Origin of the sequence: Aquibacillus halophilus (genome assembly GCF_009649745.1) — a bacterium.
In the GTDB taxonomy this organism is placed as follows: domain Bacteria; phylum Bacillota; class Bacilli; order Bacillales; family Amphibacillaceae; genus Aquibacillus; species Aquibacillus halophilus.
In genome coordinates, this window is the sequence record NZ_WJNG01000001.1 from 50963 (window position 1) to 77114 (window position 26152).

A 26152-nucleotide genomic window follows, 5' to 3' on the forward strand; every position below is an offset into this window, starting at 1 on the left:
CTTCTTAAGATCTATTTTATCCGCGTTTTGTGTCTCTTCTTAAACTTAAAAAACCTTCAGCGAAAAGCTAAATCTAGTTCCCTCTCCTTCTTTACTTTCAACCCAAATCTCTCCGTTGTGAGCGTCAATGATCTCTTTACTAATAGCTAATCCTAAGCCATGCCCTTGTTCCCCGCTTTGATTACGGTTGGTATAAAAGCGGTCAAATACATAAGGTAGCTCAGATGGTGAAATTCCTGTGCCTTGATCCTGGACTGCAATAATTGCTTCACTGCTACTTTCAAGGGACAAACTTATTCGAATTTCTCCTTTTTTTGTATGTTTAATCGCATTGGATACTAAATTATTCATTACCTGCTCCATTCGCTGCAGATCAGCTTCAACTAAAGGATAATATATTTCACCGTATGGGGTAATTTCCCAATGATAACGTAGTCCGGCCTTATTCACCTCTAATTCGAACTGATTGCATAAGCGCTCAAATAACTGATCTATTGGTACTATATCCATGGTGAAAGAAACATTCCCTGATTCGAGCTGAGCTAGATCGAATAGATCCTGAACAAGGCTATTTAATAATGTTAAACGCCTTTTTATCACATTCATATAATCTATTTGTTGCTTTGGGTCATCAACTAAACCATCTAAAATGGCATCTACATATCCATGTATCGTTGCAATTGGCGATCGTAAATCATGAGAGATATTAGACAGCATCTTCCTTCTTACTTCTTCTGTTTCTGCCAACGATTTATTTGCGAGTGTCAGGTTTTGATTTGCCTTTTTTAATAACTTAGTTCTAGTGTCAACTTTCTCTTCTAAATTCGCATACAAATGAGCATTTTCAATCGCTATTGCAGCTTGTGAGGCCAGTAATGTTAGTAAAGTGATGGTTTCCTTAGTAAACACGTTAGTTGCTTGATTGTTCTCTAGATATATAATACCTGTAACTTTCTGTTGGTATAGTATCGGGAGACAATAAATTGACAGTGCTTTGTGTTCTTTAATATAGTGATCTTCTACAAAAGCACCTTTATTTGCCGCATCCCCTAGTACAACAGCTTCCTTCGTATGAGCAACATAATTAACGATGGTCTTAGAAAAAAGTCCATGGTCACTTAATTGTTCTGTGTTCTCATGAATAATAACATTCCTATTAATGTCACTCGTTGCAGTCAAATATGGATTGTTATCTTTAGTTAGGAAAAGGTGGGCATATTCAGCTCCGGCATTGGATAAAACAATTGGTAGCAATTTCCTTAACAGCCTGTTTAAAACAATTTCACCAGAGATAACTCCGGCCGCTTCAAAAATAGTATTAACATCTAAAGATTCGTTCTCCATTTGAACTGTCGCTGCAACTTCATTGAAATTGAAATTTAAATTCAGTTCTAGATGCTTTTGGCTTAAGTCATAAGCAATACGTTCTGCACCCCATGTCTGGTAAGTTAGATAGGCATCCATTATATACGTTTTTGCTGATTTCGGTAGCTTTTTATCAAGGTAGTAGTCTGCAGCACAAGCATTTGCAATGGCTACATCCTGTAAATAACCGTTTTCCTCCGCTAAATTAATTGCACGATTGTACAAGCGAATCGCCTCTTCACCATTTCCTTCAACGCGGGCCAGTTCGCCTTTTACAAGCAAATACTTGTGCATATAGTTTGTTGGCGAATGGGTTGCCCACTTTTTCAACTTTGCTAGTTTTTTTACCATTCTTGCTTTACCTTGGTTTATTGGAAGTGTGGCATTTCGGATGAATTTCGCGGTCCAGAGTGCATGATAAAAGCAATAGTCGGGAGCAACAATTAGAATCATTGTTTCTTTAACTAACAACTCTAACCTTTCAATAATCTCGATTGCTTGGTCTTCATTTTGGAATAAATACGTCATTTGCAGTCGAACTGTATAATGAATGATTGTTGCAGATGGATCATTGGTAATTTCGGGGAACTCCCAATTCACTGCAGTATTTTTGTTTGATAGTACTTCAATCCAGTTAGCCAGCTCTCCAAGAAGATCGTTGGAGAGCACGTATTCATTCTGGCTTGCAAATTCAAGCTGGCGTTTTATTCCTACTGATACATCCTGCAAATTATCGCCTTTAATAAGCAAAATTATTCCGATAAATGAACTGTTCGCACCAGCAAGGAAAACGTTTCCCGACTCAATGCATAGCCGTTGGGAACGCTCTAAATAATCGAGACTATAACGAATATGTTTTTTCCAATGATTAACAAAGGTTCCAAAAACAAAATAGACCCTTGCCTTTAGGCTATTATCCTGATACTTTTCCACATGATTAATGGCGAGCCTGCCATACTGATAACTCGTATCGTAATCATTAAAACCAGCACTCATTGTTAGTGCATAATTATTGTAGACAAGAGCAGTTATGTCCATATCCCCGTGTTTAAGAGTCAAACGCAGTGCCCGCAGCATTAGTATTGTCGCTAAATTCTGATTGAAGTGATAGGTTGGTGCGTTCGTATTAATCAGTGTTCGCATAACTAGTTGCTGGTTTTTATCTGTCACTGCGGGAAGTTTTAATAAATCGGTATCTTTTCTCCGGATAAGAGCTAATTTTGTCAACAGATATTCCTTCGCTATGTCCATCTTGTTTGGTTGCTTCTTAAATTTCCAATTGAATAATTCTAATCCAGCCAATCCAGCTGCTGTTGCTTGTTTAACACGGTGGATATGGGTGTACAGCATAATTTTCATATCATATATTCGCAGTTTCTCATGATTTGAATGCGCTCTTAAAAGCAGCTCGTCAAACGTTGCTTCCGCATCATCAAATAGATGGTTTAAATACTGAGCCTCGCCAAGCCCAACCATAATTTTCAATGTAGCTGAATAATGGCTTTCCCATTTATCAGCTGGAAGTAATTCCAGACCTTTCTGGTAAAAGTGCAGGGCAGATTCCTTTGCTGCTCTATTTTTCGCTTTTTCTCCAGCCTGCCAATTCCACTCAACTAATTCAAGCTGTTTTTGATTAGTGAGAAGGTGTGGGCTATTATTTAAATGATTGACAATCTCAAAAATATGCTCCTCACGTTTTTTGTCATCATAGTGCCTTAAAAGTTCCAAACCAATCTTCGAATGAGTTCCTTCTCGGATTTCTTCCGATAAACCCATGTAAAAAGCCTGTTGGACTTTATCATGTAAAAAAAGATAGCTCGGTGGATGCTCACTCAAAAGCGTCATGTTCTCATTTGGATAGACCCATTTATAACTTGAATCTAGAGGGATAATTAGACCTTCCTCTAAACCCTTCCATAGCTTTTTAGCTAAATCACCATAACTTTTTTCGGTAATCTGAGCCAATGATAAAAGATTAAACCGATTACCAAAACAGGCAGCAAGATTAAGTATCTCTTTCGTTTCTTCATCTAGTCTAGCGATTCTCTTTAAAATAAAGTCAATAATTGTCTCGTCCATGGGGATCTCTTTTAGGGATTCCATATTCGATGTCCAATTTCTTTGAGCCGAATCAAAGGTAATTATTCCTTCATATTGTAACGATTGAAATACTTGCGAGATAAAGAACGGATTCCCCTGTGTTATTCGATAAACAAGGTCCTCCAGAAAAACTGCTTCTGTTTGGTGTATGGCTAATGTATCTTTAATCCATTCACCTAAATGAGCAGGACTCAAATGACCAACCTCTAGCTGGGTTATTGGCACATTCCTAGCCGATATATTTTTCAACATTACCTCAAACGGATGTCCAACATAGACTTCATTATCCCGATATCCTCCAATAACTAATAAATGCTGACTTTCTGCACTACCTACTAGGTGTTCAAGCAAGTCAAGGGTTGCCGCATCAGCCCACTGTAGATCATCAAGAAATAAAACGAGAGGATGCTCCGCTTTTGAAAAAATCCCAATAAATTTTCTGATTGCTTGTCGAAACCGGTTGTGGACTCCTTCTGGTGGTAATGCTGGTAATTCCACCTGTGAACCGATTAGCCAATTGACCTCAGGAATAAAATTAGCAATAACTGCTGTGTACGAACCCAATTCCTGGTTGATGATGATGCGCCATTTTTCAATACTTGTTGAACCCTCAGACATAATTTGTCTCAGTAATTCTTGAAGTGCTTGAATAACCGGAGCATAGGGTATTTGCTGTTCCAACTTAATAAACTTTCCCGAAATGAAATATCCCTTTTCACGGACCAGTGGTTTATGTAATTCATTTACAAGCACTGTCTTACCAATACCTGAAGGGCCATAAACGAATATACACTCTGTTCCTCCATCTCGAACACGTACAAACCCCTCTATTAATTGATTGATTGATTCCTTTCTACCATATAATCTACTGGCTACTTCATAAAGAGTTACATTGTCTTTCTCTTTTAATGGAAAAGAACAAACCTCGCCCGAATCAAGAAGACTTAAACAGGTATCTAGATCTTCCTTTAACCCGTAGGCACTTTGGTAACGGGATTCTGGCATTTTTTCTAATAGCATCATTATAATGTCCGAGATAATAACCGGAATTTCTTCATGAATATCTCTAGGCGAAGGCGGGACCTTAGCTAAATGTTGATGAATCATTTCTGCAGGGTGCTCTGCTAGGAACGGAAGCCTCCCTGTTACTATTTGATAAAATATAACTCCTAAAGAGTACAGATCAGATCGATGGTCTAAAGATCTATTCATTCGACCTGTCTGCTCAGGCGACATGTAAGCCACCCTCTCTTTCAATTGATAGGGACTGATATTGGGATGTTGAATCTCTGAGGTAAGTTGTGTAGATTGATGAAATCCAGTTAATTTAATTTCATCCATTCTATGATTAAGAAGAATATTCTGAGGTTGTAGGGACTTATGGATAATAGTGGTTTGATGGACATTCATAACAACGTTAGAAATTTGAATGGCTATTCTTAAAAAGGTCTTTAAATCAAACGGATGTTGGCTTAACAGTTTTTCCAAGGTTACACCTTGAAAATATTCTGTTACTACATAGATTTGACTACCATATCTCTCCAATTTTTCTGGTTGGAGCACGGACTTACTTCTCAATTCCTTTGTTACTTGAAAATCATGGATGATCTCAGCCTGATCACGGGCATTTTTCATTTGATTCATTTTTTTAATTCCAACAACCCTGTCATCATTTATCGAGTACGCTTTATATAGTGTCCATATGTTATTTTCAATCAGTTTATCTACAATTCGATAACCCGGCACCTTTATCAGATCAATCACCCGTTTCTACTTTACTTAATTTAAGATAAATTTAAACAAAACTTTAACTGTATTTATACTTGGTCGCTTATGCTTAGGCTAGGGAATAAGGGGGAGTAATATTGAGTAAAGAAATATCATCTACCGATCATCGCCAACTTCATATCGAAGATTGGCTCCGTTTAATGTTGGAAGCTAAACAATCTGGACTAAGCACTACTGAAATTCGACTTTTTCTACAGCAGGCCGCATCAAAATAGGAATCTGTTATCTTTAAACCCATTAAATTTGTACCCAATTCCACGAAGTGTTTGTATGTATTTTGGATTTTCCGGATTGAGTTCAATTTTTTTTCGTATATTGCTAATATGGACCATAACGGTTCGATAATCTCCTAGACTATTTTCACCCCAGATCAATTCAAATAACTGTTCAACACTATATACGCGCTCAGGATTACGTGCCATTAAGCATAATAAATGATATTCTTTTGCAGACAGTTTTACCGTTGAGTCATTTGCGATGACTACTGCATTGTCTAGCTTAATGACTAATCCTGGGTAGGTTATTAGCGTATCTGGCTGTGCAATTATTGGTAGCACCTGTTGATGTACTCGAATCCTTCGTAAATGAGCTTTTACCTTTGCAACTATGACTGGCATACTCGTCGATTTTGGAATATAATCATCGCCTCCAACTCCAAGCCCAAGTATTTTATCCATATCCTCATCCTTGGAGCTAAAAAACAGGATAGGAACTTCGGTTTTCTTTCGTATTATTTGACAGAGCTCAAACCCGTCTAAATTAGGCATCATTACATCTAAAATGATAAGCTCCGGCGCAATGTTATCGACGATATCTATCGCTTGCAAGCCATCCTCAGCTGTAAAAACAGTATATCCATTCTTTTTCAGAAAAAGTTCAAGGACATCGCGCATATCAGCGTCATCATCAACAATTAAAATCCTCTCGCTCGCCATAGATTTGCCTCCTTTTATATTTCGATTCCATTAAAGGAATGATCAGAAAAATTTAGCTTGCTTAACTGGAATATCATAACCTTGGACAATTGTGCTAATTTTCAAAATAAGGCAGACTACGACCTATTATACTGTATATTTACATTTTACGACAACCTATTGTTATCGTTACTTTCTGTTGTATGTAGCGAGCGATTATAAAAGAAATTATTCAAAAATTGATTTCCGTCAATTACGTCCCTTCATCTTGTTGGTAAAGTTAAAGTAAGACATTTGCCTTGTTTGGATGTGGGGACCAATCATATGAATATTTTTGCGGTGCTTTAGATCATTTAGAGGATTTAATTGAACAATCCGGAGCGTCCCTTCCCCTTCCTTCTCTAAAAATCGATATGGAACCCGGACAAAGATGATATCGAAGAATGCCTACAATTTGTAGTAGACTTTATGAGCAAAGTAATTATGGTTGATGAAAAATTCGGTTTAGGATAATAAGAGACTAGATGGAATGCTTTCGGCAAACCTTCTAGTCTCTTATTACTGTTGGGGAACAATCTTTAATTTTAGGATTTTAGCATTGTTAGGAAGTTATAGCGTTTTAGTGTAGTCGAGCAACCATTGAGAAATATTGCAGACAAAAAAGAGTTATTACTCGAATTGATCTTCGAATAATAACTCCCTTAATGATTTTAAAATTTTAATAATACATTAGCTTTTAATGAGAATTTGTTAACTAGACTTTAGCTTTTTAAAAAGCTTTACCTTTCCGGTTCCGCCACATGTCGGACATGCATATTCACCCTCACCCGAGCAACTTGCGCACTGATGAATTCCGTAATCAAATCCTTCTCCTGAGCATTTCTTACATTTAACTAAGCTTTCCCCATTACAATCTTTACACTTCATTTGGTTTCCTCCTATTTATTTTTTTAAGGAGCAAAAATAAGTGTGCATTCAATATAAATTGCCAAATTAGGATAGGCTGTGAAGTTATGATGTAGGGAACAAGATTGATAAGACGCCTTGTCGATTGGCAAAGCAGAATGGATTTTGTTCATTGCACACCTATGTTCTGTATCAATCACCGAGTAGAGCACCTGACCTGAATGGCTTGGACCGTGGTGACTGAACATCCTCAATACATGTGGATGATTTTCTAACTGAGGGGAGTTAACTAGTGAATTAGCTAATTCCAGTTTTTATGCCCCTATACATTAATCATACAATATTTATGAGTTGGAATGTTTACAAATAAATTACATATTTATTACACGTGTATTTCATTGAATGTTGGCTAAAGAGGGGAAATTGTTAAACCCTAATCCTATTTTCAAATACTATTAAAATCCAACTGGTGCTGGTGGTGGAGTCATCATCTGTTGTTGCTGCATTTGTTGTTGGAGTTGTTGTTGTTGCATCATTTGATTGTTTTGGTCAATGGCTTGTTGGTGTGCTTGTAAATGCATGTTAAACGCTTCTTGGTGCATTTGATTCTGTTCATCAAGCCATTGAAGAGTTTGTTTCACTTCTCCATCACTTTCCAGTAACTGGTTAAGTTTTTGATTAACAACGTCTCTTTGTTGGGAAATACGGTCAGGAAGTAAAGAAAAATCCCACGCATACTGATATTCACCATCCACTTTCATAAACGGCATTTGTCCAGTTGAATAGTTGAGGATATTTCCTTCTTGATCCACTACTTTAGTTATCAATAAGAGCAGAGTGTAGTCTTCTATCTCTATTTTATCAATGACCTTCTCCAATTTAATTTCTAACTGAGTAGCGTCCAATTCGTTTTGCATCTGCTCAATTCCAACTTTTAAACTTTCTGTTTGCCCCTCATAAGCTGAGTCATAAATAGCTTGTACATCATCGGTATTAATAACTTCAAAATAATTTGCTGCTAATTCTTCCTGAGTCATTGGAGCTTCTGTTTCTTTCTTGTCCTTGAGCGCAGCACCTTCATCTTTTGACTTGCCAGCTATTTCTGTTTCCGCTTCATTATTAGAGCACCCAAATAAAGCTACTAATACGATAAATAAAAGCAATGTCACCTGTTTCATATAAAATTCTCCTCTCTCTATTTTAAATTAATTGTGTATTGTTCATCACTACCTGGTCTAGGCAACCTTCCGTTCTGTCGATTATACAACTTAAGTTCTAAATAAATGTAACAATTTTACAGTTATCTAGACAAAAAAATACACCCTCCCATGAACGATTGGATGTACTTCTAATCTAATCCCATGCGGTAGCCCGGCTGTCATACTTTTGAGTTAAGACCCGTGCTTTGCGTCCCACCTTTTCAGGATGGTTTGCTCTTTTCACAATCTATAAATTTTTCTAATATTTCAAAAAATGTAAAATTATTATATCATGATTTTCGACATATTTTGCGGATTTTTTTAGAAAAAATTTCATAATAAGTTATGTCTTGGAATAAATTCTCAAATTGTGGTGAAATTCATTCCAAAAAGAGATTTAATACAACGGAATTATCAAATAAAAAAAGCCATTTGAAGATTTTAATCTCCATATGACTTCTCATTAGTTTCAAATGTCAACTTTATTTTTAATTAGGCCTCTTAAGCTTAGGTTTGATATTGATATTATCACTGACCCTATTCAGTCGTTTCCGCTTTTTTAAAGTAGGTAATTGTAACAGTTATTTGCTTTCCTTCTTCATCGGGTATCACGTTAACAGACATACCATCATCACCCTTATTCATAGTCATGCTATTCATTCCATCCATTTTCATTTCAGAAACGTTTTCATAGCCATGTTCTTCTTTAAAAACTTGGTACATCTCCCAGACTTCATCAAATGTCATCGATTCAGTTAAATAGGAAACAGTTATTCCTTCATCACCATTATCATTAATCTGAGATGTACTAAATACTTCATATTTATCAGGAAATGGAATTTCTGATGGAAACTCCTCTGGTATTTCTTTAGATGAACTTAATGAAAATGATTCTCCATCTTCATTCTCTGTCTCAAATGTAAATCCATCCTCTTCATTTCCACCAACAGATATACTTTCCCCATTTTCTCCAAGCGGAATGGAAATGTCATCATCTCCACACCCACTAACTAAAAGGGTCATAATGAATAAACCAATAAAAAGCAAAACCTTATTTTTCATCATTTGCTAGTCCTCCATAATTTTTATTGTAAAAATTATCTACTTACCACCAATTATAACCGTCGGACCAGCACCCTGAATATTATACCTAGGGATACTCTTTGAACATAGGGACGGTTCTTTTGCGTCCAAAAATGGTATGATAGAAGGGCAAATTTAGAGGAGGCAGATTAATGGATACAATCATCTTTGACGTCGATGATACACTATACGATCAAGCACAATCTTTTAAAAATACTGTAAAACAAATGATCCAAGAATCGTTTACTGATGAAGAACTCGACAAGCTATATATTGCTAGCCGAAAGCACAGTGATGCATTGTTTGATAAAAGTGAAGCAGGTGAAATTACTCTACTGGATATGCAAATACACCGGATAACAGCTGCTTGCCATGAATTCGGGATACCGATGACCCGAGAACAAGCGATAGAATTTCAAGAAGCTTATGTGGCTGAACAACAGAAAATCACTTTATTTGATGAAGTAGTTGAATTGCTAGATGCTCTTTACCTAGAAGATAAGCAACTCGCAGTCCTTACAAATGGCGAGGACAAGCATCAGTCTATGAAAATAAAACAGCTAGACCTAGAGAAATGGATTCCAAAAGAACACCATTTTATTTCCGGGGCAATAGGATATGCAAAACCAAAGCAGGAAGCTTTCCAAATCATTGAAAAGAAACTCCAGCTAGATAAAGGGAAAACAGTATATATCGGAGATTCTTTTGACAATGATATCGTCGGTGCAAAACAAGCTGGTTGGAATGCCGTTTGGATGAACCATCGCAAGAGAAGCTTGCCTACGACCACAATCAAACCAGACAAAACAGTTTATAATGCAAAGGAACTTTTAGATGTATTTCGACACGACTACTCTATAGTTAAATAAAACTTCTGTTGCATAAAAGTCAGGAGCCAATTAGCTCCTGACTTTTTGTGTTCAATCTCCCCTTTGATGTTTCCCTTCTACTGAAGCAGTAGCTCCCTGATGTCCCTCTTCTTTCTTAAAGCCTTTTTCTGGATGACCAGCGTTTTCTATATCCCCGGAAGCTTGGTAACCAGCTATCTCTTGATTGGTGGTTGTTCCATAGAGGTCCATGCCACCTAATTCCACATTTGCTTCTTCTTTTATATTATCCTTTTTCTTATCTGTCATTTTTTCACCTCCCGATGATAATGTAACCAAAAGGATTGAATGCTATTTTAGATGGTTTTTCCCAAAAATATTTGAGTCCGTTTTTCAATTTAAGCAAAGAGAAAAACTACACATCATATCGATTTTTTCATCATATCTTATAGACAAGATGCCTTTGGACAAGTTATTTTTTCAAACTAATCCATACCGCATCGCAGAATCTGTAGAGGGTGATTGAAATTGAGAAAAATACTTAGTATTCTCTTCCTACTATTAATAGTAATTACTCTTGTTAGTTGTTCAGACCAAAATAAGTCTGTGACCATCGATAGTGTTGATATCCTGGCTCAAATTGACACCGTTGGAACGATCCATGTGAAAGAGCTCTACAATTATACTATTAGTGGATCTAATCAAGGAACAACACGATTAATGAAGTCGAACATAGAGAATTTCCAGGCCTACAAAGCACCTCATCTGGCAGAAAATGCTGATCTAGAGACAGAAGGGTTGGAACCATTAAAGGTAGAAAAAGAAAACAATCGTTACCAGGTTACTTTTCCTACAGAAGATGAAAATAAACAAGTTTTTTACAGCTATCAGATTAGTGATGTAGTAACCAAATATAATGACATGGCTGATTTAAGCTACTCGTTTTTTGAGTTAAATCAACTTGAATTGCACGATGTAGCAATTAACCTACAGACTCCATCTAAACAAATTTCAAAAGATACATTTCTCTTTTTCCATTCTAGACAACAGCCAGAAATTCAAACAGCTGATGGGTCTATCCAGTATCAGTATAATTCAATATCTGATTCCGAATCCTATCCATTCCGATTAATTTTTCCAGCAGCTGAATTAGCAGATCGTCCAGTTGATCAAGCAAAAGATATCAAAGATAGTGTCTTAGTTTCAGAAGGTTCATTGCAATGGCGGTATCAGAATATTGATGAAAACTTCAATGATAGTATTGGATTAATAGCCGTCCTCATGATACTCGTTCTACTAATTGGATCTGCGCTATTCTTTTTCCATCCAAATCGTAAGAGACTACCATTCGACAACAAGGCTTTACTTTCACTATTGGAAAGATCTAATCCATTGTTTGTTAGATACTTAAATAATGAAGCAAAACTATCGGAGGAAGATATCATCGCCGTTTTTTTCTCCTTGAACCAACGAAACTTGATATCCATTTCTGAAGTACCTTCTGAAGTAAATGCCGGAACTACTTTTCGCTTTACCTGGAAAAGGTCCCAAGTAAAACTTCGAGAAAGTGATCAATATATTAAAGAATGGCTGTTTACTAGAAAAGATGAGCTTGGTCCTTACTTTTTGCTCGAATCAATGGCAGCTCCTGATCAAAAAATCCAAAGTCGCACGGAGAAAAATAACTATTCCAAAGTTTTTAAACAATGTTTTGAAAGATGGCGCGAGTTGATTGAGGAACAGCCCTCCTTTCAAAATGTTAAGAACACTTATATTCCCTATCATCTATTTTCCTTCTCACTTGTCTTGCTTACGATTTCGTTGCTATCCTACTTTGTTTTCTCGGATGTATGGTCACGAGAAACACAATACGTTGTTACGATAATTTTTACTATCTTTGGTTCAGTTGTTGTCTATTTTAAATGCCATAAGATTCTCATGATCCTTCTATTTGTTGAGTCATTTATACTTAGTCTTTTCCTTTCAATGACAGCTGCAACAGGAATTTTTCTCATTTTTATCGTGCTTGCCGGCACCGTAACTGTGCTGATTCCGAGTTCTCGTTGGAAACATGGTAGCAATGAATTACGAAGAGCTATCAAACTTGCAAAGAAGTTAATTAAGAAAAACCAATATCCACTGGGGGTTACGCCGAAAGTAATCGAGAGGCAGATGCAATACGCAATCATTCTTCGTCAGGAAAATAAATTTGTACAACAATGCAACGCAATTCCCGCTACCCTTTTAGCAAGCGGAAATTACCCCCTACTCAATAATCCCAAATTTACCGTTGCAGCATTCGATCCAAGCATTTTGCTAACAGCACCACAGATCGAAATCGACCGAGATGAAAAGGGGGAAAGCGTAAGAGAAGCATAAGAGCGGGGAGCAGAGGTGGAACACAGGGACGGTTCTTTTGAGTATGGTGCCAAGTTAGAGAAGTAGTGGTGCGCAGGGACGGTTCTTTTGCGTATAGTATAAGAAGCATTGAACGAACTGCCCTCGCCGGTAGGTACCTGTCCTACACCCAAAAATAATAAGGGGCTCCAAGAGGTTGCTTATCACAAGAAGGATAAGCAACCTACTTTGTTGAAGTAATTATTACGATTCAAAATGGAGTTAAATAAACTTTAAATGCATATTATTTAAATGTGTTCAAAAGAACCGTCCCCATGTCTCAACAAAGGAGTTAGTTCATGAAAAAGATAGTAATTATTTTTTCGGTTTCTTTGACTTTATTAGTGTTGCTTCTAATTTGGATAATTTCTGACAACAAAAATGATACTTTATCTAGGTTTGAAGACCATTTGAGAGATGATAATTTTTCGTTTGAAACATATGAGCTTAATGAGGATAACTTATTTAACTTGGAGTTAGTCGGTAAAAAACCAGTACATTTTAGGATTAGCGAAGAAGATTCTCTCCATGTCTACAGTTATCCCTTTAACATACAAGCTCCAATTGCAAAAGGTTCATTTAGAGCCAAAACAGAGACATACGACATGGTTTCTTATAATCTTTACACTATTAATAACTTGTTTATTATCTATGAATATAATAGTGAAATAGATAATGTAAACGAGGAATTAGATAATTCGATTAAACGTTTTAATTGAAGCAGAGTTTTTTCTGAAGTTGATACGGAAATCACTTTTCTAGTACATAATGTGCTAGCCTTTAAAAAATGACAAAAGTACAACACAAATTACATTCTACTTATTCAGTAGGAAACTGGCACAAAAGACTTCGTTTTCCTATGCTTTTGACACAAGACTAGGGGAGACTCCAAAAATTCTTGCAGCTTGGCGTTGGGTTACTCCATCTATTCGCTTTACTTTTCGCAATACTTGATTTCTTTCTAGTTTGGGCAAACTTTTCACTTGTGCTATCTTAACTACACCAAGCAACTCCTTAATTTCCTGCCTTGCCTCTTCATCTGATAGTCTTTTTCTTTCATTGAACTGTTTTTCAAGATATTCGTCCTTATTCTCTCTTTCGCTGAATTCTATAAACCTTTTTTTAGCAACAATCCCATCACTCGAGAAAAACTCTAAAATAAAATGACAATCTACCAATCCATTAGGATAGATATTTTCTCTGAAATAGCCACGAAAACTACTCCACTTCCATTCATCCGATTGTTTAGCTATCCCTGCTTTTACAGGATTTTGATGGATATATCTTATAACCGTTAGCAAATATCGAATACTCTCAACACCTTCACTTCTGAACCTATCCTGAAAAAGATGGCCGGTGGTCTTATATTTCAAGTTATAATACCAAACAAAGCTTACACCAATACGCTTCATTGTAGTTGAAACATCTTCATTCCCTTCCTTTATCAGTAGATGCACATGATTACTCATTAAACACCAACCGTACACAGTTAGGTTCGTTTGGAACTTATACTTTTTTAATAAATCAAGAAACTTCATACAGTCCTCATCATCGTGAAAAATTTCCTGTTTATTCGCTCCTCTCAACATAATATGGTATATTCCGCTTACACTTTTTTGCCTTGGTCCTCGAGGCATCTTTATCACCTTACCTTTTCTGTTTAATGAAAAATTATAATGGGATTTTTCGGGATAGCATAGGAAAGTATTTTTGCAAGAAATTTCAGGGGTAATTAACGCAATCTCTAACTAGGGGATTAAAAACTATAATGGTTGTGATAGTGGGTAATACGTTTTTTTATACGAGTGTGATGTTAAAACTTGGAAGGGGAATTGCTGATAAAATAAGAGAAATGTGCGACCATAAGAAGGAAAATTACGTGAGGTAATTGGAAGGCTATCTGAATAAATCTATCATATAATATATTGTCGGATTTTTCACCAATTTATTTGGAAGAACCAAGAAAAAAGAAGCAAGAGAACCGTCTCCTACTTCACTTTTTTCCCCGAATATGGATCTATTCCGAGTTTGTCCCACTCAGTTTTTTTGTATTTTATAAATTTCAGGATGTCATTAATTGATTCTACATCATATTCTTTATACTTTTGTTCCTTTGCCCATGCTCTGATTTCCTCATAATTCGGGTGCTTTTTATCATGATATACAGCAAGAAAATCGTAATATCCTGGAATACCACCAACATCCTCTGGTGGAGCAGTCTCGGCCCCATCAATAAGCGTCGGATAGCCGTAATAATAGTCCTCGGTAATCTCTTCTAGGATAATTCGAAATTGCCAATTGTCACCAAAATCATAGGTATAGTCTAGCTGACCATACTTTTCAATATATTTGTCTATCTTGATTGTTTGTGGCTGTCTGATCGTTGTCTTTAGCTTCCGAGCAATAATACCACGCGGGTCATTTTCTTTGTCTAATTTCACCTTTTTATACATTTCTTTATAGGCCTTGTTTTCTTGATATGCTTCTTCATTATTCGAAACCACCAAGTTTTCTTCTCTTATATCAAATTCGAACAAATGATAGGGTTCATATGTATATCCACTTTGAAAATTCGTGGTAATTTGAATAACATCGTTTAGACGATTAAATGTAGCTGCAGCAGGCATTATCACCCTTCTCCAGATTAACGGGTCAGAGTCTAACAGCTCAATTTTTATTTGATAGGCTTTCATATTTGCCAGTCCTTTCTATAAAAACTACCTTTTGGATTCGCTTTTATCATATCACTTGGTGGGAACTACATGCCAAAAAATTGCTAGTTAACCTATAATCTTGAGTTACGATCAACCCGAATTAATTCGCGTTTTTTATTGATTTTACAAGATGTATGGATGCAAAAGAAGAAAGAAATCGCTAGGCGATGACTCCTTTATCCACCTTTGATATCACTCAAATTTCAAGAAAAAGATGCTAGAGAACTGTCCGTAGAATTTGTTTTATTCAATGAGCCAGTTGCTAAAACGAACTTTTTCGATGAGTTGACGCTCAAAATTTGGAGGAAAATTGTAATACACTAGCTGGAAAGAACTTAAGGAGCATATAAGGTAAGGTAATTGGAAGATTTCAATTTAATCCATTATTATGTATTGCCGGTTTTTTCATCAATTTATTTTCTGTTAGTAGAGCTAATATAACTAAAAAAGAAGCAAGAGAACTATCCCTTGCTTCTGTGAATTTATTGCAACTTCTCAATATGTGATCCCATAAATACTTGCACGTTAGTGGTTCCACCAGAAACGTTTTCAAAATAAGATGGACCTACTGGTACTCCCCAGAAATGAACATAATCTTCTTCTAAAATATCCCCAGTAGTTTTATAGAGAATTACTTGGTAAGAGTTACCTTCATCATCCATAACATGGATAAGAGCTAATGTATCATCAGTTTCCTCAATTGGCACTTCTTCAATAGAAATGACCGTTCCAGTAAAACTTAATACAGTGGACAAGTATGGATTAACATTTTTGTTCAAATGTTTAATTGTAACAGATTGATCTTCAGCTGCTTTAACACTTTGAATTGCCTCATCTGTTTGAGCTGGAAAATGAGTTGAATTACTAACAATATAATCATAAGACTCTTGCGATAAAGCTAAAGTTTCTTCAGTAAGTAGTGGAATGTGATAATCAGCGTAATCAGCATAAGTACTATTTGTATCCTCGACCACTGGCTCTTCCTCTTCTACTTCTTCAACAACCTCTTCTTCCTCTTCAACGGGTTCCTCCGTGGCTTCTTCTGTTTCTGCTTCTTCTGTTGTACCCTCTTCGGTATTTTCTACTTCGTTAGAATCTGTTTCAGTTACGGTTTCTTCACCTGATGCAGTTTGCTCCTCGTCGCCACTATTTGCTATTCCTATAATAAGAATAATTGCGATCAACCATACCCACCATTTCTTGTAAAATGGTTTTTTAACTTTTTCCGCCATGTCGAATTCCCCCTAATTATGTAAATTACAAGGTTAATAGTAACACATAATTAACAAGAAATGGAAGTATTTTGTGTTATCTTTTAGTATTTTATACCTATGACATATCATAAATTTTCCAATTATAATTAGCGAAATAATACTTAGTTATATGTGATAGAAGGGGAGGTCACATTGTTGAAACATTAGTGTCTTCTACAGTTACATAAGAAAAAAAGACGCAAAAGAACCGTCCCTACTTGCCATTTTCGTATGCTTCTTTCATGTAACTTTCTGGGACTAGTGCTCCTCCTGTTGCCCAGGCGATGTGAGTTGTTTGTTTTGGTAGGTCTTTTTGTTGGGTTAATTTTGTTGGTCCTATTAATCCTGCTGTTGCTGAGGGTTCAAGTTTCATTTTTTCAGAATCAACGATTAGGGTTAAAAGTTTAAAAAAGGTGTCATCCTCAATGGTGTAAATCCCATCAACCAAGCGTTCAATGACTTTAGTAGCAAATGCCGAGGGCCGGCCAACTGCTAAACCATCTGCCTCCGTCACGCCATCAATTCCAAAATCACTTACACTGACTTTTTCATGTTCTCCAGTTAACAATCCGATTAAAACAGATGGGGTATGGGTTGGTTCGACGAGATAACAATGTACATTTGATCCAAACAGAGTTTTCAAGCCGAAGGTAATACCACCCGGAGATCCTCCAACACCACATGGTAAATATACATTTAAAGGATTATTTTCGTCTACTGCTATCCCTTTCGCATCTAGTTGTTTTTTTAGGTGTAGGGCTGCGGTGCTATATCCTAAAAATAAATCCCTGGAATTTTCATCATCAACAAAATATGCCTTTGGGTCTTTGCTAGTCCGTTCTCTGCCCTCGGTTACCGCTTTACTAAAGTCACCCTTGGACTCAAACACGTTTACTCCCTTTGTCCGCAGTAGGTCTTTTTTCCATTGCTTCGCATCTGCAGACATATAAACATCCACGTTAAATCCTAACTTGGCACTGATAATACCGATACTTAGAGCTAGATTTCCAGTCGAACTGACTCCAATAGAATAACTACTAAAAAACTCTTTAAATCGTGGTTCACTTAAGACCTGGTAATTGTCTTTTAGGGATAACATATCATTATCGATAGCTAGTTTTTCCGCATATTTAAGTATTTCATAAAAACCGCCACGCGCCTTGATCGAACCGGCAATTGGAAGTTCATTATCGCATTTTAAATATAGGTCACCTGCGAATGAATGGTCATAATGTTTAATTAAGGCCTTTTTCATTGAATCAATCTTTTTTAAAGGAGAGTCAATTATGCCTCCTGTTTCTTCTATTTCTGGAAAAACGGTGCTTAAATATGGAGCAAATCGTTCCCATCTCGCCATTGCATCGAGAATGTCCTCTTTCTTCACTGCGACATCTGCCAAGCTACCAATGTCAACGTGTGGATTTTGCCAAAAAATTGGCTTCAATCCCACAACGTCCTTAAGCTCCGGAATTTCCTTTGTCCACTGTTCTATAGACTTTTCCATAATCGAAATTACCACCTTTCAAGGGTTTCGTGGGGACGGTTCTTTTGCTTCCTCCCCACTCAACCCGTTATCCACCCTTCGTTTCAAAACCATTCAAATTTCAGTCAGCAAAAAGATGCAAAAGAACCGTCCCCATGGTTTGGGCTGCGACTGTGATGTCCTTTTTGTCTGCCCATTCTTCTGGGGTGTGGCTGATGCCGTTTTTGGTTCGGAGGAAGATCATTCCTGTTTGGGTGAAGTTGGCCATTACCATGGCGTCGTGTCCTGCGCCAGATGGTAGCTCAACTACTTCAATACCCTGTTTTTCTATCGATGCTCTGATGCTTTCATTTATTTCCGATGAACATGAAACTCCTGATAGGTTATGTATTTCCTCCACAGAGGAAGTTATTCCTCTTTTCGAACAAATACTTTCAATCGTACCGTTAACCTGATTTAATAATTGATCAAGCAATTCGTCAGAAAGATCACGTAAATCAATTGTGAATTCAACGTCACTCGGTATGATGTTAACGCCGCCTGGATTGACAGCTAGTTGTCCCACTGTCGCAACGGTTCTTTCTTGTTCTTTCGCTAGTTTTTCTATGTATTGAATAATCTCAGCCGCTGCAGCCAAAGGGTCCTTTCTGAGCGACATAGGCGTTGTCCCCGCATGCCCTGCTTCACCGCTTAATTTCACCTTCAACCATCTTAAGCCAACGATACCTGTCACCAAACCAATTGGGACATTTTTTGACTCTAGTATTTTTCCCTGTTCGATATGAACCTCCAAAAAACATTTAATCGTCTCGGGATCTACTTTAACGCTAGCTAATTTGTTTGGATCATACCCTTGATTAATCATTGCTTGAGCAATGGAAATACCGTGTTCATCCACGTGATTGACTAATTCATCGCTAGTTAGCTGACCAGTATATCCCTTACTACCTATCATGCCTGTCGAAAAACGTGTTCCTTCCTCATCGGTAAAAGCGACGACTTCAACAGAATTTTCAGGAGTAACCCCTTGCTCTATTAACGATTGCACTACTTCAATCCCAATTAAAACTCCTCCAGTTCCGTCGAATATACCCCCACTTAACACGGTATCAACATGAGAACCAATTAATATAGTCTTGCCATTTGGATCAGTACCAGCTAGCCTACCAAATATATTCCCTATTTCATCTTCACGAATCATTAAACCCGCATCTGTCATATATTTTTTTACCAATTGCTTCGCTTCTCTTTCCTCATCGCTAAAAGAAAGTCTTGTTAGTCCACCATTCACATCCACACCAACTTGGCCTAATTCGTTAATTCGACTCCACAATCGTTCTTCATTTATATCCACTATATTCCCTCCCAACTAATAAAAAAGGACTGACACAAAAGGGCCATTATGAAAATGTCCTCTTAAGTCAGCCCTCTAAACATCCTACAGCTTTAAATAATTCCTTGAATCCTTAATACTAATTCGGCAATAAGTGCCGATCCCAGAAAAGTTCCTAGCATAACACACACTGCAACAACGATACTTCTCCAACCGAGCTGAACAAAATCTGTCCATGAGCGTCCAATTGCAATACCAGCATAAGCTAGGATTGGTGTTGCTAGTGCTAATAAGTTTACGCTAGCAGTCCATTCGACTATTTGCTCAGAGCCTGGCATCCACGGCATTGATGCAAGCACACCAACGATCGCAACATAAGCCACACTAGGTATGTTTACCGGGATCAATTTTTGAAGGATTAAACCGACAAGACAAATGAGAACTAGTACAATCATTCCAGGAATTGCCTCGAGTGGCATGATATCATATCCTACCCAGTTACCAAGCAGGGAAACAACGCCAAATATGGCTAATAACAACGTCCATTCTTGAATGTTTTTCAGCATATGATTACGCCCCTATCCTTTTAGATTCTTCTTTTTTCTCTTTTCTCTTTGTCAGTACATCATAGAGTTTTTCTGTTAACGGAAGTCCGATAAATATACTCATGTATAACCCGGTAGATAGAGATAATAGATTACTAGCCCCTGCGAAGGCGAGGATATCAGTTTCCATAGCTGGGAAGGCTGCAACTAGCGAACCACTGGCCGCTGCCATCATGCTTCCACTTCCAATCCCTGATGCCATCGCAAATGATAAAGGATGGAGAGGAGTCATTGTAGCTAGAAATCCTGAAATTAAGCCCATAAACACAGCACCAAATACAGTTCCAAAAATATAGATTGACATTACCCCGCGACCTTCAGGAGAGTTGAAGCCATATTTGTCCATAATCAAACCGACGTTAGGCTCACGAGCAACCGAGTGCGTCATCCCAATTGCTTCTCTCTTTAGTCCTAGAAATACTGCAATCGGTAATGCAATTAGGATAGTTCCTAGGTTACCAAACTCTTGCAAAAGTAGTGCTGGACCCGCTTCAATAATTTGAGGCAAAGATGGGCCAATGATTACGCCGATTTTTGCAATTAGTAATGTTACCCCTAGGACAATAAGTGGTTCAGCATTTTTCGATTGTTTATCTTTAACAATTGGCGTGAAATATAAAGCAAGACCGATGATAATAGCATAAAGCATAGGTAATAATAAAATAACGCCCGGCCCGACTTGAAATGTGTGCGTCCCAATTAATTCAGTTAACAGTACAATCGCTAATACAACAGCATGGAGACGCCAATCTTTCCAAAGATTCTTTCTTTCTTCAGTCATACGTATTCCTCCTCAAGTTTATTTAGGTACAATCAATGAATCTGCTAACTCTTCTAATACTTGGCTAACAGCGGATGTATCTAGCTCTCCTTTCCCTTTACTTTTGGCTATTGAGTAAAATTGTTCAATCGTAGCACTGAAAAAGGTCGGGATCTTTTCTTGTTTAGCAAGATCCATATATAATTGAATGTCCTTAGACATGTGCTGAAGCATAAACTTAACATTCTCATGATCGCCACTTATTAAATTAGGACCAAATACAGACATTACTTTCGTGTGGGCCGATCCCTTTTGCATCATTTCTGCAATTTTTTCCACCGGCACCCCGGCCTTTACTCCTGTTAAAAACGCTTCGCTAAGTAAAGTAATAATCCCGGCAACGACCATGTTATTACATAATTTGATCACTTGCCCTGAGCCAGACTCGCCGATATACTCAATCTCCTTACCAATTGCCGTAAGAAGTGGGTAAATATCATTAAACCGATCCGGATCACCGCCGACAACAATCGTAAGCTCTCCTTTGTCAGCGCCATCTGGTCCACCGCTTAACGGACAGTCGAAAAAGGCTATGTCTTTTTGTTTGGATTGTTCAAAGATGACCCTAGTTGTTGCTACATCGGTTGTACTAACATCAATGATATAGCTTCCCTTGGGCATAAAACTAAGTGCCCCATCGTCACCGACGATTGTCTCTTCGACCAAGTGTGGTGATGGTAAAGATGTAATTAAGTATTCTGCCTGTTGAAAAAGTTCTTTTTTCTCAGCCGGAACAGCACCTAATTTCTTAACACTCTCCATTGCCGGTTGATTGACATCAAACGCAAGCACATCGTATCCGTTGCTCACAAGATTTTTTATAATTCCTCTTCCCATTGCCCCGCATCCGATTACACCGACCTTGTTCTTCTCCATATTCGCCCCCCTTTCTGATTGTTTAAGGGTTTATATAAACAGTTTTATAATCAGTCCAAAAATCTAGAGCTGTACTACCCTGTTCACGTGGCCCAATGCTAGATGTCTTCTTTCCACCAAATGGGTATTGATTTTCGAAATAGTTGGACGGGATGTTGACATGGGTAACACCGGACTGGATATTACGGACAAAATGAAAGGCTTTTTCTAAATCCTTTGTAAAAATCGTTGAAGATAAGCCAAACTCCGTATTATTAGCCACTCGCATTGCTTCTTCGTAGGAGTCAGCTTCCATCACCGCAATAACTGGTCCAAAAATTTCTTCCTTAGCAATGGTCATCTCTTCTGTAACTCCACTAAATATGGTTGGTGCCACAAAAAAGCCTTTGTCTAAGCCGTTATCGGTTAAACGTTTCCCACCAAATTCTAATTTCGCACCTTCTTGGATCGCACTGTTAACGTAGTGCAGATAGACATTTAGTTGTCCTTCATCAATAATTGGACCATTGTCGACGCCCTCGTCAAAACCATTGCCAACAACGAGTTCTCCTGCTTTTTTGACTAGCTTATCAACAACTTCTTTAGCAATTGATTTTGGCACGATTAATCGACTCGTCCCGGTACAGCGCTGACCATTATCTAAAAAACCACTAACTATTAAACTGTCTACAGCCTGATCGATATCGGCATCCTCGAGAATAATCGATGGGTTCTTACCGCCCATTTCCGCTTGCATTCTACCACCACGAGCAGTTACTGCTTTACCGAGGGATATTCCAACGTCAGAGGAGCCTGTAAATGAAACTGCTTTTAGTTCAGGATTTTCTCCAAATTCCTTACCAACAACAGATCCTGATCCAGTGATCATATTTAATACGCCTTTGGGAAGGCCCGATTTTTCAAATAGTTCAATGATTTTAATACTAATGAGAGAAGTATTACTTGCCGGCTTAAACACGACCGTATTCCCAGCGACTAGTGCAGGAGCAATTTTCCATATGCCAATCCCAAGCGGAAAATTATAAGGCGCAATCACCCCAACAACACCAAGAGGTTCCCTGACTGTATAGCCGAAAATGTTAGCATCAACCGACGGAATCGTTTCACCCTTAAGCCTTGTCGCTTCGCCACTAAATTGCTTCATTGCTTGAATCGTTTTTGTTACTTCACCATTTGCTGATTCAAGTGATTTACCTACTTCTTTCGTTATTATTTCTGCCAACACTTCTCTTTCATTTTCCAATTCCTGAATGAGTCGAAAAAGCACATCACCACGGTCTGGAACAGAGGTCGCTGACCATGAAGGGAACGCTTCTTTAGCAGATTCGATGGCGTTTTTCACATCGGCAACAGATGAACTTTGAAAATATCCTAATACTTCCTCGGCATTTGCTGGATTGGTACTTGGATACGTTTCCCCTGTTTCTGAATCAATCCACTGACCATTTACATAATTCTGATAAGTAGCTACCATCTTTTTTCCTCCCCATATGAACTTTGTTGCGCGTAGTGGTCAAGTGACTTTTCTAGTGTCCGTACAACCACGTCAACAGCATCTGGTATCACGTCATCGTTAACTAAAAAAGCGGAGTCATGCCATTGCTTCGACACACCTTTATCTTTATCACCAGTCCCAATCCAAAAATAACATCCTGGAACATGCTGTTGATACAGCGCAAAATCCTCCCCACCAAGGGTAGGTTTTGGTTGAACAACTGCATCCTCACCTAATGTTTCTAGGACTGCTTCTTTTACAATTTGAGTCATCAATGGATCATTATCGATTGCCGGGACTTGCGGAATAAACTCTAACTTCGCTTCTGCACCGTATCCTTTGGCGATTTCCTTGGATATCCTTTCAATTAACTGAGGCAGCTGTGCGCGAATTTCAGGATTAAAGCTTCTAACAGTCCCAAATAATTCGGCTGTCCCAGCAATAACATTATGAGTTGTTCCCGAATGGAATGATCCTATTGTGATAACCACTGGTTCAAAGGGATCTAAGTTCCGACTCACTGCTGATTGAAGACCCATCACAACTGCCGAACCAGCAACAACGGAGTCAACTGTATTTTGTGGAATAGCACCGTGTCCGCTTTTGCCAGTTATTGTAATTCGAATTGTATCGACAGCCCCCATTAAGTGGTGGTCCGTAATTCCGACTTTACCAGCTACTATGCCTGGTTGATTATGTACACCAAATATTGCTTTAATTTTTTGATCTGAAAACAAGCCCGCTTCAATTAGTTGCCTGGCCCCCTGGGTTGTTTCCTCGGCCGGTTGAAAAATCAGACGAACCGTCCCTCTGAGTTGATTTTTATTTTCAGCCAAAACAAGGGCTGCGCCTAATGCAATGGTCATATGGAAATCGTGTCCACATGCATGGGAAACTCCTTCATTTTTCGATGAATACGGGAGTCCTGTTTCTTCTTGAATTGGTAATGCATCAATGTCCGTTCGATAGGAAACCGTTGCTCCGGGTAATCCTCCTTGAATTTCTGCTACAACACCAGTTTCAATTTCTAAAGGGAGTATCGTGTAACCAGCTTCAGTAAGCCATTGTTTAATCCGTTCAGTCGTTTTAAATTCCTTCGAGCTAACCTCAGGAAACTGGTGCAATTCGTGTCTGATTTCAATCAACTTTTTGACTAGATTTTCTTGATTGCTCAGTTTTGTATGTCCCAATCGACCTTCTCCTTTATAAATAATGTTACCAATAATTATAATATTCAGATATTTTTAATTAAATGTGGACAGGGACACAATGCACAACTATTTACTGTTGCTAGCCACATATAGATTATAAGCGACTACCAAGTTTAACCAGTCACTTTCTTGGTCAAAGGAAATACTTAATCTATTTTCTATCTTTTTTATCCGTTGATATAACGTATTTGGGTGAATGTGTAATTGCTCAGCAGTCAGTTTATGATTTTTATTTGAAAGCACTAAAGTCGATAAGGTATTTATGTAGACTGATCCCATTTCAATTAGTGGTCCTATTTTATCATCAACAAAGAAGTTCAACGTTGTAGGATCGACCTTTTGTAGCAAGCGTTCAATCCCTAGTTTTGAATAATTTACATAGATTTCTCCATTTGACTTGCCATAACGAACGGCATCCTGTGCTTCATGATAGGAGTTTCCCATTTCATTTATCGGTACTTTTCTTCCAATTCCAAATACAATTTCCTTTTCTTTATTCCACTGATGTTGAATTTTTTCAACAAGCCTATCTATTACTTGTTCACTTGTTACCGGAATAATCAAAATGGCTTGGTATGTTCTAGTTAACACAAAACTTGAGCCACTAACCGTTTTGCTAATGGACTCTAGCGACCGGATAAACCTTTCTTTTTCCAGTAATAAATCAGGTCGCCACAACGAGGCATGTCGACCCTCGATAATCATACATACTAGCTCTGAATTCACATCCCAATTCACATAGTGTTGGATTCTTTTGAGCTCGCCATAAGGAATCCCCTCAATCATCTGTTGGAAGACCTCTTCACGGAAATGAAGTTCTTTTTCATAAAGCGCATTTATTTTAACTAATTCCAAGGCAAGTGCAGTTGCTGCATGCTCAACCGCAACAACCTCTAACGACCGTAATTGATCGATTTCTTTTTCAATATGAAGATAACCCATTGTTTCTTTACCACGAATAATCGGATATGCCCTTGCATGATCGTCACCTATATGGTCTTGATACCTAATATTGACGTGAAGAAGCCGCTTTAATAAAGATAAAATCGTATCAATTCCACCACCCTCTAGGATGGCTTTAGTAAATTTTTTATGTATATCAATCGAATGCTTGAGTTGTTCATTTTTCTCACTCAAATCCTGAAAAAGATTAGAGTGAACAATGGCAATCGCACTTTGATCGGCAATGATTTCGATTATACGGATATCATCATCAGTAAAATATCCATCATTTTCAAAGTTGTCCACAACAAGCACACCTAGACACTCTTCCTGATGGAGTAAAGGAACAGAAAAGGCGCTTTTCACCTGTCTTTTAAAGACTCCTTCGAAATAATGCTGATAGTTTTCAGTCGACATATTTGCCATGTTCTCTTTGATGATATCCTCTTTAGCGAATAAATAAGATTTCCGATCCGCATAGGTCTTACCTGTTAATGACTCTCCCGGCTGGAAAGCAATATTCCTCATGATAGAAATATCGATTCCGACACCCTCAGCAACCCGAAGAACCTCTTCCTCCGGATCAAACAAATAGAGAATAACCGTATCAGAGACCTCTAGTAAATTTCTCGCTTCTTCTACCAGGGTTTTTAATATAACCCCAATATCTAAAGATTTTGTAAGTAACTTATTAATCTCAAACAACTTATTTATCTTGGACTCCATTGTTTCACTCCTCAGATACTTAGGCCGATTCATAGGGATTCATAGGGACGGTTCTTTTGAGTATATTATATAGGAAACTAGAGGATGGGGAAACATGTGAATGGCGGGCGTGAAC

The 26152-nt window shown here is 37.8% G+C and carries 22 protein-coding genes, 1 pseudogene and 1 riboswitch; of the genes and pseudogenes, 5 read left to right on the forward strand and 18 right to left on the reverse strand.

The features are described 5' to 3' along the window. Positions 1–45 precede the first annotated feature (45 nt). The gene (locus GH741_RS00225) at positions 46–5229 is read right to left on the reverse strand and encodes an AAA family ATPase (protein ID WP_153734768.1); all 5184 of its coding nucleotides are present in this window, start codon (positions 5227–5229) and stop codon (positions 46–48) included. Between the two features lie 101 nt (positions 5230–5330). On the opposite strand from GH741_RS00225, the gene sinI reads away from it, so the two are divergent. Further along, the gene (gene sinI, locus GH741_RS00230) at positions 5331–5468 is read left to right on the forward strand and encodes a DNA-binding anti-repressor SinI (protein WP_153734769.1); all 138 of its coding nucleotides are present in this window, start codon (positions 5331–5333) and stop codon (positions 5466–5468) included. Here the strand turns inward: sinI and GH741_RS00235 are convergent. After that, positions 5460–6188, reverse strand: a complete 729-nt coding sequence (locus tag GH741_RS00235; protein WP_153734770.1) for a response regulator transcription factor — start codon at positions 6186–6188, stop codon at positions 5460–5462. The genes sinI and GH741_RS00235 overlap by 9 nt on opposite strands. Positions 6189–6466: 278 nt before the next feature. On the opposite strand from GH741_RS00235, the gene GH741_RS00240 reads away from it, so the two are divergent. After that, entirely contained in the window at positions 6467–6601 is a 135-nt protein-coding gene (locus GH741_RS00240) for a flavodoxin family protein (RefSeq protein WP_153734771.1), read from the forward strand. Positions 6602–6917: 316 nt separating this feature from the next. Here the strand turns inward: GH741_RS00240 and GH741_RS00245 are convergent, their stop codons facing one another. The 3 genes from GH741_RS00245 to GH741_RS00255 all read right to left on the reverse strand — a co-directional run bounded on the left by GH741_RS00245 (position 6918) and on the right by GH741_RS00255 (position 9337). Then, positions 6918–7094 (reverse strand): hypothetical protein, encoded by a 177-nt coding sequence (locus GH741_RS00245; protein WP_153734772.1) that lies wholly within the window; start codon positions 7092–7094, stop codon positions 6918–6920. A 434-nt stretch (positions 7095–7528) separates the two neighbouring features. Beyond that, positions 7529–8251 (reverse strand): hypothetical protein, encoded by a 723-nt coding sequence (locus GH741_RS00250; protein ID WP_153734773.1) that lies wholly within the window; start codon positions 8249–8251, stop codon positions 7529–7531. Between the two features lie 184 nt (positions 8252–8435). Beyond that, a riboswitch (cyclic di-GMP riboswitch) is annotated at positions 8436–8518 on the reverse strand. A 291-nt stretch (positions 8519–8809) separates the two neighbouring features. Continuing rightward, a complete protein-coding gene (locus GH741_RS00255; protein ID WP_153734774.1) occupies positions 8810–9337 on the reverse strand; it encodes a hypothetical protein in 528 nt (175 codons plus the stop codon). A 170-nt stretch (positions 9338–9507) separates the two neighbouring features. Between GH741_RS00255 and GH741_RS00260 the strand changes: the two genes are divergently transcribed. Then, positions 9508–10224 carry an HAD family hydrolase gene (locus GH741_RS00260; RefSeq protein ID WP_153734775.1) on the forward strand — a complete coding sequence of 239 codons (717 nt, stop codon included), beginning with the start codon at positions 9508–9510 and terminating at the stop codon, positions 10222–10224. 51 nt (positions 10225–10275) lie between these two features. On the opposite strand, the gene GH741_RS00265 is transcribed toward GH741_RS00260, so the two are convergent. Continuing rightward, a complete protein-coding gene (locus tag GH741_RS00265) occupies positions 10276–10491 on the reverse strand; it encodes a hypothetical protein (protein WP_153734776.1) in 216 nt (71 codons plus the stop codon). A gap of 219 nt (positions 10492–10710) precedes the next feature. On the opposite strand from GH741_RS00265, the gene GH741_RS00270 reads away from it, so the two are divergent. Together GH741_RS00270 and GH741_RS00275 are read left to right on the forward strand one after the other, a co-directional pair. Further along, complete coding sequence (locus GH741_RS00270; RefSeq protein ID WP_170287515.1) at positions 10711–12561, forward strand: DUF2207 domain-containing protein; 1851 nt, start codon at positions 10711–10713, stop codon at positions 12559–12561. Positions 12562–12878: 317 nt separating this feature from the next. Continuing rightward, on the forward strand, positions 12879–13298 hold the full coding sequence (locus GH741_RS00275) for a hypothetical protein (protein WP_153734778.1): 420 nt from the start codon (positions 12879–12881) through the stop codon (positions 13296–13298). Between the two features lie 138 nt (positions 13299–13436). On the opposite strand, the gene GH741_RS00280 is transcribed toward GH741_RS00275, so the two are convergent. The 12 genes and pseudogenes from GH741_RS00280 to GH741_RS00330 all read right to left on the reverse strand — a co-directional run bounded on the left by GH741_RS00280 (position 13437) and on the right by GH741_RS00330 (position 26037). Beyond that, on the reverse strand, positions 13437–14216 hold the full coding sequence (locus GH741_RS00280) for a transposase (protein ID WP_153734779.1): 780 nt from the start codon (positions 14214–14216) through the stop codon (positions 13437–13439). A 351-nt stretch (positions 14217–14567) separates the two neighbouring features. Further along, positions 14568–15272: a plasmid pRiA4b ORF-3 family protein gene (locus GH741_RS00285; protein WP_153734780.1), complete on the reverse strand. Its 705-nt coding sequence runs from the start codon at positions 15270–15272 to the stop codon at positions 14568–14570. A gap of 503 nt (positions 15273–15775) precedes the next feature. Further along, entirely contained in the window at positions 15776–16525 is a 750-nt protein-coding gene (locus GH741_RS00290) for a hypothetical protein (RefSeq protein WP_153734781.1), read from the reverse strand. 235 nt (positions 16526–16760) lie between these two features. Then, positions 16761–18050 (reverse strand): D-serine ammonia-lyase, encoded by a 1290-nt coding sequence (locus GH741_RS00295; protein ID WP_153734782.1) that lies wholly within the window; start codon positions 18048–18050, stop codon positions 16761–16763. A gap of 100 nt (positions 18051–18150) precedes the next feature. Next, positions 18151–19383 (reverse strand): Zn-dependent hydrolase, encoded by a 1233-nt coding sequence (locus GH741_RS00300; protein WP_338079178.1) that lies wholly within the window; start codon positions 19381–19383, stop codon positions 18151–18153. 92 nt (positions 19384–19475) lie between these two features. After that, positions 19476–19928 carry a hypothetical protein gene (locus GH741_RS00305; RefSeq protein ID WP_153734784.1) on the reverse strand — a complete coding sequence of 151 codons (453 nt, stop codon included), beginning with the start codon at positions 19926–19928 and terminating at the stop codon, positions 19476–19478. Positions 19929–19932: 4 nt separating this feature from the next. Then, a complete protein-coding gene (locus GH741_RS00310) occupies positions 19933–20748 on the reverse strand; it encodes a DUF3100 domain-containing protein (protein WP_153734785.1) in 816 nt (271 codons plus the stop codon). An 18-nt stretch (positions 20749–20766) separates the two neighbouring features. Beyond that, positions 20767–21156, reverse strand: coding sequence for an NAD-binding protein (locus GH741_RS22235; protein WP_338079186.1), 390 nt, complete (start codon positions 21154–21156; stop codon positions 20767–20769). Between the two features lie 30 nt (positions 21157–21186). Beyond that, positions 21187–21672 (reverse strand): annotated as a pseudogene (locus tag GH741_RS22240) (NAD(P)-dependent oxidoreductase); the annotation flags it as partial. Positions 21673–21685: 13 nt separating this feature from the next. After that, the gene (locus tag GH741_RS00320) at positions 21686–23137 is read right to left on the reverse strand and encodes an aldehyde dehydrogenase family protein (protein ID WP_153734787.1); all 1452 of its coding nucleotides are present in this window, start codon (positions 23135–23137) and stop codon (positions 21686–21688) included. Next, positions 23131–24348, reverse strand: coding sequence for a M20 metallopeptidase family protein (locus GH741_RS00325; RefSeq protein WP_170287516.1), 1218 nt, complete (start codon positions 24346–24348; stop codon positions 23131–23133). Before GH741_RS00325 ends, GH741_RS00320 begins: the two co-directional genes overlap by 7 nt. Before the next feature lie 87 nt (positions 24349–24435). Then, on the reverse strand, positions 24436–26037 hold the full coding sequence (locus GH741_RS00330) for a helix-turn-helix domain-containing protein (RefSeq protein ID WP_170287517.1): 1602 nt from the start codon (positions 26035–26037) through the stop codon (positions 24436–24438). Positions 26038–26152 lie beyond the last annotated feature (115 nt).